Source organism: Duganella sp. GW821-FHT01E12 (genome assembly GCF_059422325.1).
Genome location: NZ_JBWKWR010000004.1, coordinates 103,348 through 115,412 on the forward strand (window position 1 = coordinate 103,348; position 12,065 = coordinate 115,412).

Below are 12,065 nucleotides of genomic sequence, written 5' to 3' on the forward strand. Positions count from 1 at the left end.
CGATTGGAGTTTTTACATGTTCGCAAAAGATCACACCCTCGCCAACGTTGACCCGGAATTGTTCGGCGCCATCCAGAAGGAAAACACCCGTCAGCACGATCACATCGAACTGATCGCTTCGGAGAACTACACCTCGCCGGCCGTCATGGAAGCGCAGGGTTCCCAGCTGACCAATAAATACGCCGAAGGCTATCCAGGCAAGCGCTACTACGGCGGTTGCGAATACGTCGACGTCGTCGAGCAACTGGCGATCGACCGCGTCAAGCAGCTGTTCGGCGCGGAAGCGGCCAACGTGCAGCCGAACTCGGGCTCGCAAGCCAACCAGGGCGTGTTCTTCGCCGTGCTGAAACCGGGCGACACCATCATGGGCATGTCGCTGGCCGAAGGCGGCCACCTGACCCACGGCATGCCGCTGAACATGTCCGGCAAGTGGTTCAACGTCGTCTCCTACGGCCTGACCCCGGAAGAGGACATCGACTACGCCGCCATGGAAGCGCTGGCCAAGGAACACAAGCCTAAGCTGATCATCGCCGGCGCCTCGGCGTTCTCGAAAAAGATCGACTTCGAGCGCTTCGCCGCCGTCGCCAAGGCCGTTGGCGCCTACTTCATGGTCGACATGGCGCACTACGCCGGCCTGATCGCCGCCGGCCTGTATCCAAACCCTGTGCCGCACGCCGACTTCGTCACCTCGACCACGCACAAATCGCTGCGCGGCCCGCGCGGCGGCATCATCCTGATGAAGGCCGAGCATGAGAAGATCATCAACTCGGCCATCTTCCCAGGCATCCAGGGCGGCCCGCTGATGCACGTGATCGCCGGCAAGGCCGTCGCGTTCAAGGAAGCGCTGACGCCTGAGTTCAAGGCTTACCAGCAACAGGTCGTCCTCAACGCCGACGTGCTGGCCAAGACCCTGATCAAGCGCGGCCTGCGCATCGTCTCCGGCGGCACCGAGTCGCACGTGATGCTGGTGGACCTGCGTCCGAAGAACCTGACCGGCAAGGAAGCGGAAGCGATCCTGGGTGCGGCCCACATGACCTGCAACAAGAACGGCATCCCTAACGATCCGCAGAAGCCATTTGTGACTTCCGGCATCCGCCTGGGTTCGCCTGCCTTCACCACCCGTGGCTTCAAGGAAGCGGAAGCGGAACAAGTCGGCAACCTGATCGCCGACGTGCTGGACAACCCGCACGACGCCGCCACCATCGACCGCGTGAAAGCGGCCGTGAAGGTTCTGGCTGACAAGTTCCCTGTCTACGCCAAGTAATCTGCAGTACCGCGACGCCGGCGTGTGCCGGTGTCGCGTCATCGAATAGCGCCAATATGAAATGTCCGTTTTGCCAGCATGAAGACACCCAGGTTCTCGATACGCGCGTATCCGAGGAAGGGGACGCCATACGCCGGCGCCGGCGCTGCGGAAAATGTGATAAACGATTTACCACGTACGAGCGCATCGAGCTGGTGATGCCGTATGTGGTCAAGAAGAACGGCAGCCGCACCGAGTATTCGTCGGCCAAGCTGCGCGGCAGCCTGACGCTGGCCCTGCGCAAGCGCCCCGTGGCGGCGCCCGCCGTCGATGCGGCGATCTTGTCGATCGAGGAAAAACTGCTGACCAGCGGACAGCGCGAGGTCGATACCGGCTACATCGGCGAGCTGGTGATGCAGGAATTGAAGCGCCTCGACAAGATCGCGTATATCCGTTTTGCTTCCGTCTATAAAAACTTCGAAGACCTGGCCGAGTTCCAGGACGCCATTGCCGAAGTCGGGCAGGAACGCAAGCCGCGCAAGGCTTAGTTTCCCGCGCGTTATGCGCCGGCCCAAGGCTGGCGCACCTTTGATGCACCTCATGTTCTCTGCAGTAGTCGCTGCTAACTTCTAGCACTGTCCTCGTCGACTTGCGGAGGTGTGCGATGCGCACGCGCGCTTATATGCCGGGCTTTACGCTGCTGGAAATCCTGATCGCCGTGCTGTTGCTGGCGTTTGGCATCGTCGGCGGCGTGGCGATGCAATTGTCGGCGCTGCGTGCGCGGCATCAGGCGGCCTTGTTGTCGCAAGCGAGCTATGTCGCGGCCGGCCTGGCCGAACGCATGCGCGCCAACGCCGCGCAAATGCATCTGGCCGACGGCGCCAATCCCTATCTGCTGCTTGACTACGATGCGCTGGCCGAGCCGCACCCGCCGGCGCCGCCGGCGCTGTGCTATGGCGGCGCGTGCGACAGCGCGCAGCTGGCGCTGTTCGATCTGTATGAGGCGAAGATGCAGGTGAGCCAGTATCTGCCGGCGGGACGGTTGCGCGTGTGCCGCGACGGCAGCGGCAGGGCGGCCTGGGCTTGCGGCGGCGGGGTGGGGGCGCCGGTGGTGGTCAAGGTCGGGTGGCGCGAAAAAAATCCTGACGGCACGCCGCACAAGGATGCGGGCGGCGAGTTCGCGCCGGCGCTGGCCCTGGTCGTCGGAGCGACGCGATGAGCGCCCGGCCTCTTGTGCGCGGCTGGACTGTCGTCGAGTTCGCCATCGCCGTGACGCTGGGCTTGATCGTGAGCTTGCTGGCCAGCGGCTTGCTGCTGTCGGCCGGCAGCAGTTACCGCAATCACGGCGAGTACGTCGGGCTGAACGACGGCGGCCGGCATGCGCTCGACATCATGGCCCGCTCGATCCGGCAGGGCGCTTACATCAACTGGGACGGCAAGGCCGCGCCGATAGAACTGGATGACGCCGCGCGGGCGCCCGTCGCGGGGCTCGATGCGCGCAGCGTCAGCCGGGACAGCGCGGACATCTCGGGCCTGTTGCCGGCGGTGGCGCACGGCAGCGATGTGCTGGCGCTGCGTTTCTCCGGCACTGGCGTGGGCGGCAATGGCGACGGCTCCAATCTCAATTGCGCGGGCTTCGGCGTGGCCGCGCCGGATGCGCCCGATGCGCGCGGTTGGAGCATCTTCTACGTCGCCGACGACGGCGCCGGCGAGACCGAGCTGCGCTGCAAGTACCGCGGCGCTTCCGGCTGGGGTGCGGACGCCATCGTGCGCGGCGTCGATTCCTTCCAGGTGCTGTACGGGCTCGATACCGACGTGCCGGCCGACGGCGTGCCCAATGCCTACTTCAACGCCAGCGGCATCGATGCGATGGACGCCGCGCTGGCGCTGACCGGCGCGACCGCCGCCGAACGCTTGCGCGACTTCCATCGCAAGACGTTCTGGAAGCGCGTGTGCAGCATCCGGGTGGCGCTGCTGCTGCACGGCGAGAGCAACACGCGCGCCGATACGGGGGCGGCGCAATACGATCTGTTCGGCCCGGCCTATTCCGATGCGCACGGCGACGACGAGGGCGTGCGCATTGCGGAGGCGAGCCTGCCGCCGGCGCAGCGGGCGCGGGCGCGCAGGGTGGTCGGCATGACGGTGGCGCTGCGCAACCGGAGCGGCTAGTCATGGCGCGGCAGCGGCAGAGGGGCGTGGCGGTGTTGATGTGCCTGATGATGCTGATCCTGGTGATGTTGCTGGGCGTGTCGGCGGCGCAAATGAGCTTGCAGGGCGAGCAGGCGGCGCGTGGCGAGCGCGATCGGGAAGTGGCGTTGCAAGCGGCGGAGGATGCCATGGCAGATGCGGAGCGCGATATTCAATCCGGCACGGCGGCGGCCAGCGCCTGCGATACGGCGCCCGCCTGGCAGCGGGTGGACCTGTCCGGCGTGGAGGACGGCGGCGCCTGCACGCTGGCCTATGGCGAGCACACCGGGGCGGCGATGCTGACGGCGGAAGGCGCGCTGCCGTTCAGGAAGCCGCGCTATCTGATCGAGCGCATGGCCTGCCACCAGCCGGGCGAGGATGCGACGGCCGTCAGTTATTGCTACCGTGTGACGGTGATCGGCTTCGGGGCGCGGCCGGGGACGGAGCTGGTCCTGCAGTCCGTGTTCAGCAAGCCGGAGTGAGGAGGGAATATGCAAAGAGCGATGCCTGGCCGTGGACGCATGCTGTCGTGGATGCTGATCGGTCTGCTGCTGATGTTGTTGCCGGTGCTGGCCGTCGGCGTGCATGCGGCGCCGCCGCTGCTGAAGATCGCCAGCGATCCCCTGGCCGCCGCCTGCCGTCCATCGGCCCCGGCTGCGGGAGCGCGGATGGCGGGCACGTCGCTGCTGCTCACGGCGGCTGCCGGTCTGGCCGTGCCGTCCGCGCCGGTCGGCGACGTTCTCAGCGCCACGCTGGACGCGGGCGACAGTGGCGGACATTTTGAGCGCATCCGCTTGCCGCCGCTGGGCGTGTCCGCGCCGGGCGCGCTGCTCTGGGATGCCGGCGCCATCCTGACCGGCGCGCCGGGTCGTCCGCCGGTGCCGGAACCCGAGGCGCGCAAGCTCTACACGGCCATCGTCCAGGCCGACGGCCGGCTGGCCGGCATTCCCTTTGCATGGCCCGCCTTGTCGGCGCCGCAGCAAGCGTTGCTGGACCAGGCGCCGCCGCCGCGCGCAGCCGCCAGCGACGGTTTGGGCGAACGGCGCGTGGCCTATCTGCGCGGGGATCGCAGCGACGAAGGCACGCTGTTCCGCCGGCGCAGCAGCGTGCTGGGCGACTCGATCAACAGCCTGCCGGTGGAGGTCGGCCCGCCGTCGGGCGCCGCGCTGGATGCGGGTTATCTGGCCTTTCGCGAACGTTACAAGACCCGCCGCACCATGATCTACCTTGGTGCCAACGACGGCATGCTGCATGGCTTCGACGCCGGCAACGGCAACGAACTGTACGCCTATCTGCCGGATGCGCTGATGCCCGCGTTGAACCGCTTGCCCAGTCCCGGCTATGTGCACCGCGCCTATGTCGACGGCCCGGCAAGCAGTGGCGATGCCCTGATCGCCGGCAACTGGCGCACGGTGCTGCTCTCCGCGATGGGCGGCGGCGCGCAGGGCTTGTTCGCGCTGGACGTGACGGATCCCGAAGCGCTGAACGAGGAGGCCGCGCTGTGGGAGTTCACCGACCGCGACGATCCCATGATGGGCAATCTCACCACCTTGCCGCAGCTCGCCAGGGTGCGCACCAGCCATGACGGGGAGGTGGCCGGCTACCGCTATTTCGCCGTCGCCGCCAGTGGCTTGAACAACTACGGCGGCGACGGCCACTTCAGCCGCGCCGGCAAGGGCGCCTTATTCCTGCTGGCGCTCGACAAGCCGCGCGATGCGCCGTGGAAGCTGAACGTCAATTACTACCGCTGGACCACGCCGATCTCGGACGCCGCGATGGCGAACGGCCTGAGCGCCCCGGCACTGGCCGTCGACCGCGATGGCGCGTTGAGCTACGCCTATGCCGGCGACCTGCAGGGCAATTTATGGCGTTTCGATTTCGCCGCGTGGCCCGGCATCGCGCCCCAGTTGCTGTTTGCCGCCCGCGACGCGGATGGCAGGCGGCAGCCGATAGCGCAGCGGCCCATGCTGGCCTATGCCACCGGCGGCGGCTACATGGTGCTGTTTGGCACAGGCATGTTATTCGACCGGTCGGACCTGTCCGCAGGCAGTTTCGCTACCCAGTCGTTCTATGGCATCCATGACAGTCTGTCCGTGCCGATGGATGCCGTGACGGGACGGCGCCAGTTGACCGAGCGCGTGCTGGATGCTACGTCTGCCGAGTTGTTCGACATCGGCGGCGCCGGCATCGCGGCGGACAGCAAGGGCTGGTATGTCGACTTCCTGCAATCGTCGCGCACCGGGGAACGCAGCATCAGTGGCGGCGCGCTGGTGGGCGGCGCGGTGGTGTTCAACACCTTGTTGCCGGGCGCGGACAAATGCGACGCGTCGCGCAGCCGCACCTACGTGCTCCAGGCGCTCAGCGGCCTGCCGGATGGCCGCAGCACAGCCAGCATAGCGCCGGCCGCGCCGATAGTCGGCCTGCTGCAAGCGACCTACACGATGTCGGCGCTGGTGCCGCAATCGTCCAGCCGCAGCACGCCCGATCCGACCGGGCAGGTGGTGGTGGAAAAAAACTACGCGCTGGTCAACGTGTCGGCGCGGGAGGTGATGCCGGCGGGCACAGTTAAAGTGCGCTTGAGGTCGGGGCGGCTGAGTTGGCGCGAGGTCGCCAATTGGCGCGAGCTGCACGAGGCCGTCAAATGAAGCGCGTTCGGGAGCGTGCGTTCAGCATGATCGAGCTGCTGGTGGTGCTGGTCATCCTGGCCGTGCTGGCGGCGCAGGCGATGCCGAGTTTTAAGCAGCACGTGATCCGCGCCCGCCGCGCCGAGGCGCAAGCCGCGTTGCTGGAGTTGATGCAACAGGAGGAGCGGTTCTACACGCGGGCCAACACCTACATCGCCTTCTCGTCGAGCGCCACGGAGCCGGAAGCCCGCCAGTTCAAGTGGTGGAGCAGCAACGGCGCACCAGCCAGCGCCTACGAAATCGAAGGCAAGGCTTGCGACGGCGAGCCGATCTCGCAATGCGTGCAGCTCGTCGCCACGCCCGGCACCGCCTTGGTCGACCGTGGCTTTCGCGACGACGATTGCCGGCAGCTCAAGCTCACCAGCAGCGGCTTGCGCCTGGCGACCGGCCCGTCCACCCGCTGCTGGCCGTGAGGGTGGCGCGATGCACACGCCATCTTCCATGCGCGGCCATACGCTGGCCGAACTATTGATCGTCCTGGCGCTGATCACGACCCTGCTTGGCGTCGCCGTGCCGAACTATCACGCCGGGTTGAAACGGCAGCAGTTGCGGGTGGCCGCCAACGACCTGCTGGCCGCGATCAACCTGACGCGCTCGCAGGCCATGGCGCGCGGCGGACGGGTCTTGATGGCGCCGCTGGACCCGGCCGGCACGTCCTGGCGCGAGGGCTGGGTGGTGTTTGTCGACGATAACGGCAACCGCCGCCTTGACGCCGGCGAGCTGCTGTTGTCCAGGCACGGGCCGATCGCCGACGGCATTGCCGTCTACTCGGCGTTCTCGTCGGCCGCAACGCCGCAATATCTTGCTTATAATGCTGCTGGGCGCGCCTGCAGCGCGGGCAACAGCCTGGCGGCGCGCTGGGGCACGCTGTCGCTGGCGCGCGGCGACGAAGTGCGCAACATCAAAATTAATATGCTGGGCCGGGTGCGCGTATGCGACCCGGCGGCGGGCGACGCCAGCTGCACCAGCGCCAAGGACTAAGGACAACGTGAACATCAGCAACGATCTCGAAGGCATGACGCTGGCGCTGGAATGGGCCGCCAAGGGGCTGTACACCACCTCGCCGAATCCGCACATCGGCTGCGTGATCGTGCGCGGCGGACAAGTGATCGGCGCCGGTGTCACCCAGCAGGCCGGCAGCGACCATGCGGAAATCCAGGCGCTCAAGGATGCGCAGGCGCGCGGCAACGATGTGCGGGGCGCCACCGCCTACGTCACGCTGGAGCCGTGCAACCACCACGGCCGCACGCCGCCCTGTTCGGACGCGCTGGTGCGCGCCGGCCTGGGGCGCGTGGTGGCGGCGATGGAAGACCCGAATCCGCTGGTGGCGGGGCAGGGCATGGCCAAGCTGGCCGCCGCCGGCATCGAGACCAGCGTCGGTCTGCTGGCCGAACAGGCATACGAACTGAACATCGGCTTCTTCTCGCGCATGACGCGCGGCCTGCCATGGGTGCGCATGAAGACCGCCGCCAGCCTGGACGGCATGACGGCGCTGCACAACGGCGTCAGCCAGTGGATCACCGGGCCGCAGGCGCGCGCCGACGGCCACGCCTGGCGCGCGCGCGCCTGCGCCATCCTGACCGGCATCGGCACCGTCAAGGCCGACGATCCGCAGCTCAACGTGCGCGCGGTGGAAACGCCGCGCCAGCCGCGCCGCATCGTGGTCGACAGCAAGCTCGACATCGATCCGTCCGCCAAGGTCCTGCAAGGCGGCGGCACCTGGATCGCGGCGGCGGTCGCCGATCCGGAGAAGGAGGCCGCGCTGCGGGCGGCGGGCGCCGAGATCATCCTGCTGCCCAACGCCGGCGGCAAGGTCGACCTGCCCGAGCTGATGCGCGAGCTGGGCCGGCGCCAGATCAACGAGCTGCACGTCGAGGCCGGCGGCAAGCTCAACGGCTCGCTGATCCGCGAAGCTTGCGTGGACGAGCTGCTGGTCTACCTGGCGCCGATGCTGCTGGGCGACGCGCAAGGCATGTTCGCCCTGCCGGCGCTGGCCGAGCTGTCGCAGCGGCGGCAGCTCAAATACCACGAGGTCAAGCAGATCGGCGAAGATTTGCGTATCCTTGCACGATTCACTCATCATTAAGATTGCACTCACATGTTTACTGGAATTGTCGCCGCTATCGGCAAAATTGAATCGGTCAAGCCGCTCGAAGGCGGCTCGTTCGCGGGCGTGCGCCTGGACATCAACGCCGGCGGCCTGCCGCTGGCCGACGTCGCGCTGGGCGACTCGATCGCCATCAACGGCGCCTGCATGACCGTGGTGGAAAAGGACGACAGCAACTTCCGCGTCGACGTCTCGCGCGAAAGCCTGAACTGCACCGTCGGCCTGGACACGCTGACCGAGGTGAACCTTGAAAAGGCGGTCACGCTGAGCGAACGCCTGGGCGGCCACCTGGTGACTGGCCATGTCGACGGCCTGGGCGTGGTGCGCAAGTTCGAGGCGGTGGGCGAGTCGTGGGAGCTGGTGATCGAAGCGCCGCGCGAGCTGGCCAAGTTCCTGGCCTTCAAGGGCTCCATCGTCGTCAACGGCGTGTCGCTGACGGTCAACCGCGTGACCGACATCGGCGCCGGCAAGGACCTGGTGTGCCAGTTCTCGATCAACCTGATCCCGCACACCATCGCCATGACCACCCTCAAGCATCTGCAGGTGGGCGATCAGGTCAACCTGGAGATCGACCTGATCGCCCGCTACGTCGAGCGCATGGTGTCGGTCGGCGCCGCCGGCAAGTAAGGCCCCGCAACGCCCGCTGCGGCGGGCGTTGACAGCGCCTCACACCTCGACTAGCATACCTACCAACTAGTCGGTAAATTTGATCTTATGAACATCAACTCGGATTACAGCCAGCGCGCCGTGGTGCAGTCGCAAGACTTGCCTTGGGTCGATTCCCCCGCGCACGGCATACAGCGCAAGATGCTGGAGCGCGACGGTGGCGAAGTGGCGCGTGCGACCTCCATCGTGCGCTACGCGCCGGGCAGCAGCTTCCCCAGCCATCTGCACGAGCTGGGCGAGGAGATCCTGGTGCTGGACGGCGATTTCTTCGACGAGTCCGGCAGCTACGGCGCGGGCGCCTATCTGAAGAATCCGCCGGGATCGTCGCATGCGCCGGGCTCGGTCGGCGGCTGCACCTTGCTCGTCAAGCTGCGCCACATGGACCCGCACGACGCGCAAGCCGTGCGTATCGATACCGGCGCCACGGCCTGGCTGCCGGGCCTGGTGCCGGGCTTGTCGGTGATGCCGCTGTCCGAATTCGGCGCCACCCATACGGCGCTGGTGCGCTGGGCGCCCGGCACGCTTTTCAAGCCGCACCGGCACCACGGCGGCGAGGAGATCTACGTGCTGGAAGGCGTGTTCGAGGACGAGTTCGGCCGCTACCCGGCCGGGACCTGGCTGCGCAGTCCCCACCTGAGCGCGCATCAGCCGTTCAGCCGCGAAGGCTGTATCATCCTCGTCAAAGTTGGCCACCTGCCGGTCGCCGACCATCAAGAGAACCAGTAAATGAAGCATTTTTCCGAGATGTCAGAGTCCGCGCTGCGCGTGGTGGATGCGGCCGAGGGCCTGATCCAGCAGCGCGGCTACAACGGCTTTTCCTACGACGACGTGGCCAAGCTGGTCGGCATCAAGAAGCCCAGCATCCACCATCATTTCGCGACCAAGGGCGATCTGGCGGCCGCGGTGGCGCAGCGCTACACGCACCGTTTCCGCGAGCAGTTGCTGCGCATCGAGGTCCAGCACGCCAAGGCGGCCGACCGCCTGGGCGCGTATGCCACGCTGTTCGAGAACACCTTCGCCGCCGGGCAGCGCCTGTGCGTCTGCGGCATGCTGGGGGCGGAGGCCAACTCGCTGCCGGAAGGCGTGGCGCATGAAGTGAGCCGTTTCTTCGAGGCCAACACCGATTGGCTGGCTATGGCGATTGCCGAGGGCCAGCGCGCGCGGCAGCTGCGCGCCCAGCCGGAGGCGCGCGCGCTGGCGGAGGCCTTCCTCGCCACGTTGGAGGGCGCGATGATCGTGGCCCGCTCGGTGCGCGGCGCGCGCGGCCCGGCCGGCGTGGCGCAGACTTTTCTGTCGACGCTGCTGGCCTGACGGCGCGGTGGGGGACGTCAGGCCGGGGACAGCGGGATTTTTCCTCGCGCGGCCGGCGCCGGCGCCGGAATGTTGACAATTAATCCAGAGGAGGCCTTCTAAAGCCGGCCATTTGGCGGATAAAAGCTGGCTTTTGCGGTGGGGCGGGCGTAAATCCTTTAAAATAGCGCCCTGTTCCAGCTCCGCTACAAAGGATTAAAAATGTCTATTTCCAGCACCGAAGAAATCGTCGCCGAATTGCGCGCTGGCCGCATGGTGATCCTGGTCGACGAGGAAGACCGGGAAAACGAAGGCGACCTGGTGCTCGCGGCGGACTTTGTGACGCCTGAAGCCATTAATTTCATGGTCAAGCACGCGCGCGGCCTGGTCTGCCTGACCCTGACCGAAGAGCGCTGCGACCAGCTGAACCTGTCGATGATGTCGGCCCGTAACGGCACCGCCTTCGGCACCAATTTCACCGTGTCGATCGAGGCGGCCGAGGGCGTGACCACCGGCATCTCGGCGGCCGACCGCGCCAAGACCATCCAGGTGGCCGTGGCCAAGGACACCCAGCCGTCGGACATCGTCCAGCCCGGCCACATCTTCCCGCTGAAGGCCCAGCCAGGCGGCGTGCTGATGCGCGCCGGCCATACCGAGGCCGGCTGCGACCTGACCGCCATGGCCGGCCTGACCCCGGCCTCCGTGATCTGCGAGATCATGAAGGACGACGGCACCATGGCGCGCCTGCCGGACCTGCTGGAGTTCGCCAAGGAACACGGCCTGAAGATCGGCACCATCGCCGACCTGATCCACTACCGCAGCCGCAACGAGTCGCTGGTCGAGAAGATCGGCGAGCGTCCGCTCAAGACCGCGCAGGGCGACTTCCGCATGATCGCCTTCCGCGACAAGCCGAGCGGCTCGGCCCACCTGGCGCTGGTGCACGGCGACATCGAGAAGAGCAAGGAAACCCTGGTGCGCGTGCACCAGCCGGTGTCCATCCTCGACATCCTGGAATCGGAAGCGACCACCCACTCGTGGAACCTGTCGTCGTCGCTGGCGGCGGTCAAGGCGTCCGAGCGCGGCGTGATCGTGCTGCTCAACTGCGAGGAGACGGCCGAGCAGTTCTTCGCCCAGTTCGACGCGCTGGGCAAGCCGGAAACCAAGCCCAAGGGCCGCGCCGCCAGCATGGACCTGCGCAGCTACGGCATCGGCGCGCAGATCCTGCGCGAAGTGGGCGTGTGCAAGATGCAGCTGCTGGCCAGCCCGCGCAAGATGCCGTCGATGACGGGCTTCGACCTGGAAGTGACCGGCTACATGGCCAAACCGAACTAATTCAACCCAACACACAAGAGGCACTCCATGACTGTAGGAAGCTACGAAACCAATTTGTCCGGCGACGGCCTGCGTATCGGCATCGTCCAAGCGCGTTTCAACGAAGATGTCTGCCACGGCCTGCTGTCGGCCTGTCTGGCCGAACTGAAGCACCTGGGCGTGGCCGACGAGGACGTGCTGCACGTGACCGTGCCGGGCGCGCTGGAAGTGCCGCTGGTGCTGCAGAAGATGGCCGAGTCGCAGCAGTTCGACGCGCTGGTCGCGCTGGGCGCCGTGATCCGTGGCGAAACCTACCACTTCGAGCTGGTCTCGAACGAATCGGGCGCCGGCATCACCCGCATCGGCCTCGATTATGGTATTCCTATCGCTAACGCGATCCTGACCACCGAGAACGACGAGCAGGCCGAGGTCCGCATGGCCGAAAAGGGCGCCGATGCGGCGCGCGTGGCGGTGGAGATGGCCAATCTGACCATCGCGCTGGAAGAGCTGCACCAGGATCAGGGCGACGACGAGTAAGAACAGGTAGGAACGGCGCAGTGTGCCGGTATGCGCCGGC

General features: G+C 66.8%; 14 protein-coding genes. All 14 read left to right on the forward strand.

The window, feature by feature from the left end:
• Positions 1-16 precede the first annotated feature (16 nt).
• The 14 genes from glyA to ribH all read left to right on the forward strand — a co-directional run bounded on the left by glyA (position 17) and on the right by ribH (position 12,025).
• Positions 17-1,264 carry a serine hydroxymethyltransferase gene (gene glyA / locus AC07WS_RS13610; protein WP_494729602.1) on the forward strand — a complete coding sequence of 416 codons (1,248 nt, stop codon included), beginning with the start codon at positions 17-19 and terminating at the stop codon, positions 1,262-1,264.
• Positions 1,265-1,320: 56 nt separating this feature from the next.
• Positions 1,321-1,791, forward strand: coding sequence for a transcriptional regulator NrdR (nrdR, locus tag AC07WS_RS13615; RefSeq protein WP_117015241.1), 471 nt, complete (start codon positions 1,321-1,323; stop codon positions 1,789-1,791).
• Between the two features lie 116 nt (positions 1,792-1,907).
• Positions 1,908-2,462, forward strand: coding sequence for a type IV pilus modification protein PilV (pilV, locus tag AC07WS_RS13620; protein ID WP_494729603.1), 555 nt, complete (start codon positions 1,908-1,910; stop codon positions 2,460-2,462).
• Positions 2,459-3,412 (forward strand): PilW family protein, encoded by a 954-nt coding sequence (locus AC07WS_RS13625; protein WP_494729604.1) that lies wholly within the window; start codon positions 2,459-2,461, stop codon positions 3,410-3,412. The genes pilV and AC07WS_RS13625 overlap by 4 nt, the downstream gene beginning before the upstream one ends.
• A 2-nt stretch (positions 3,413-3,414) precedes the next feature.
• Positions 3,415-3,912 (forward strand): pilus assembly PilX family protein, encoded by a 498-nt coding sequence (locus AC07WS_RS13630; protein WP_494729605.1) that lies wholly within the window; start codon positions 3,415-3,417, stop codon positions 3,910-3,912.
• A gap of 9 nt (positions 3,913-3,921) precedes the next feature.
• A complete protein-coding gene (locus tag AC07WS_RS13635) occupies positions 3,922-6,075 on the forward strand; it encodes a pilus assembly protein (RefSeq protein ID WP_494729606.1) in 2,154 nt (717 codons plus the stop codon).
• Positions 6,072-6,527, forward strand: a complete 456-nt coding sequence (locus AC07WS_RS13640; protein WP_494729607.1) for a type IV pilin protein — start codon at positions 6,072-6,074, stop codon at positions 6,525-6,527. The genes AC07WS_RS13635 and AC07WS_RS13640 overlap by 4 nt, the downstream gene beginning before the upstream one ends.
• A 10-nt stretch (positions 6,528-6,537) precedes the next feature.
• Entirely contained in the window at positions 6,538-7,095 is a 558-nt protein-coding gene (locus AC07WS_RS13645; RefSeq protein WP_494729608.1) for a GspH/FimT family pseudopilin, read from the forward strand.
• A 7-nt stretch (positions 7,096-7,102) separates the two neighbouring features.
• Positions 7,103-8,200 (forward strand): bifunctional diaminohydroxyphosphoribosylaminopyrimidine deaminase/5-amino-6-(5-phosphoribosylamino)uracil reductase RibD, encoded by a 1,098-nt coding sequence (gene ribD / locus AC07WS_RS13650; protein WP_494729609.1) that lies wholly within the window; start codon positions 7,103-7,105, stop codon positions 8,198-8,200.
• Between the two features lie 12 nt (positions 8,201-8,212).
• Positions 8,213-8,848 (forward strand): riboflavin synthase, encoded by a 636-nt coding sequence (locus AC07WS_RS13655; protein WP_494729610.1) that lies wholly within the window; start codon positions 8,213-8,215, stop codon positions 8,846-8,848.
• Between the two features lie 87 nt (positions 8,849-8,935).
• Positions 8,936-9,613, forward strand: a complete 678-nt coding sequence (locus AC07WS_RS13660) for a cupin domain-containing protein (RefSeq protein WP_494729611.1) — start codon at positions 8,936-8,938, stop codon at positions 9,611-9,613.
• Positions 9,614-10,198, forward strand: coding sequence for a TetR/AcrR family transcriptional regulator (locus tag AC07WS_RS13665; RefSeq protein WP_494729612.1), 585 nt, complete (start codon positions 9,614-9,616; stop codon positions 10,196-10,198).
• Positions 10,199-10,399: 201 nt separating this feature from the next.
• Positions 10,400-11,509 carry a bifunctional 3,4-dihydroxy-2-butanone-4-phosphate synthase/GTP cyclohydrolase II gene (gene ribBA / locus AC07WS_RS13670; RefSeq protein ID WP_116989461.1) on the forward strand — a complete coding sequence of 370 codons (1,110 nt, stop codon included), beginning with the start codon at positions 10,400-10,402 and terminating at the stop codon, positions 11,507-11,509.
• A 27-nt stretch (positions 11,510-11,536) separates the two neighbouring features.
• Positions 11,537-12,025 carry a 6,7-dimethyl-8-ribityllumazine synthase gene (gene ribH, locus AC07WS_RS13675; RefSeq protein WP_117015231.1) on the forward strand — a complete coding sequence of 163 codons (489 nt, stop codon included), beginning with the start codon at positions 11,537-11,539 and terminating at the stop codon, positions 12,023-12,025.
• Positions 12,026-12,065 lie beyond the last annotated feature (40 nt).

Coding starts and splice junctions, on each gene's coding strand:
- nrdR (WP_117015241.1), top strand. CDS start 1,321: ATGAAATGTCCGTTTTGCCAGCATGAAGACACCCAGGTTCTCGATACG.
- AC07WS_RS13660 (WP_494729611.1), top strand. CDS start 8,936: ATGAACATCAACTCGGATTACAGCCAGCGCGCCGTGGTGCAGTCGCAA.
- AC07WS_RS13630 (WP_494729605.1), top strand. CDS start 3,415: ATGGCGCGGCAGCGGCAGAGGGGCGTGGCGGTGTTGATGTGCCTGATG.
- AC07WS_RS13625 (WP_494729604.1), top strand. CDS start 2,459: ATGAGCGCCCGGCCTCTTGTGCGCGGCTGGACTGTCGTCGAGTTCGCC.
- AC07WS_RS13645 (WP_494729608.1), top strand. CDS start 6,538: ATGCACACGCCATCTTCCATGCGCGGCCATACGCTGGCCGAACTATTG.
- AC07WS_RS13665 (WP_494729612.1), top strand. CDS start 9,614: ATGAAGCATTTTTCCGAGATGTCAGAGTCCGCGCTGCGCGTGGTGGAT.
- AC07WS_RS13655 (WP_494729610.1), top strand. CDS start 8,213: ATGTTTACTGGAATTGTCGCCGCTATCGGCAAAATTGAATCGGTCAAG.
- ribBA (WP_116989461.1), top strand. CDS start 10,400: ATGTCTATTTCCAGCACCGAAGAAATCGTCGCCGAATTGCGCGCTGGC.
- ribH (WP_117015231.1), top strand. CDS start 11,537: ATGACTGTAGGAAGCTACGAAACCAATTTGTCCGGCGACGGCCTGCGT.
- AC07WS_RS13635 (WP_494729606.1), top strand. CDS start 3,922: ATGCAAAGAGCGATGCCTGGCCGTGGACGCATGCTGTCGTGGATGCTG.
- AC07WS_RS13640 (WP_494729607.1), top strand. CDS start 6,072: ATGAAGCGCGTTCGGGAGCGTGCGTTCAGCATGATCGAGCTGCTGGTG.
- glyA (WP_494729602.1), top strand. CDS start 17: ATGTTCGCAAAAGATCACACCCTCGCCAACGTTGACCCGGAATTGTTC.
- pilV (WP_494729603.1), top strand. CDS start 1,908: ATGCGCACGCGCGCTTATATGCCGGGCTTTACGCTGCTGGAAATCCTG.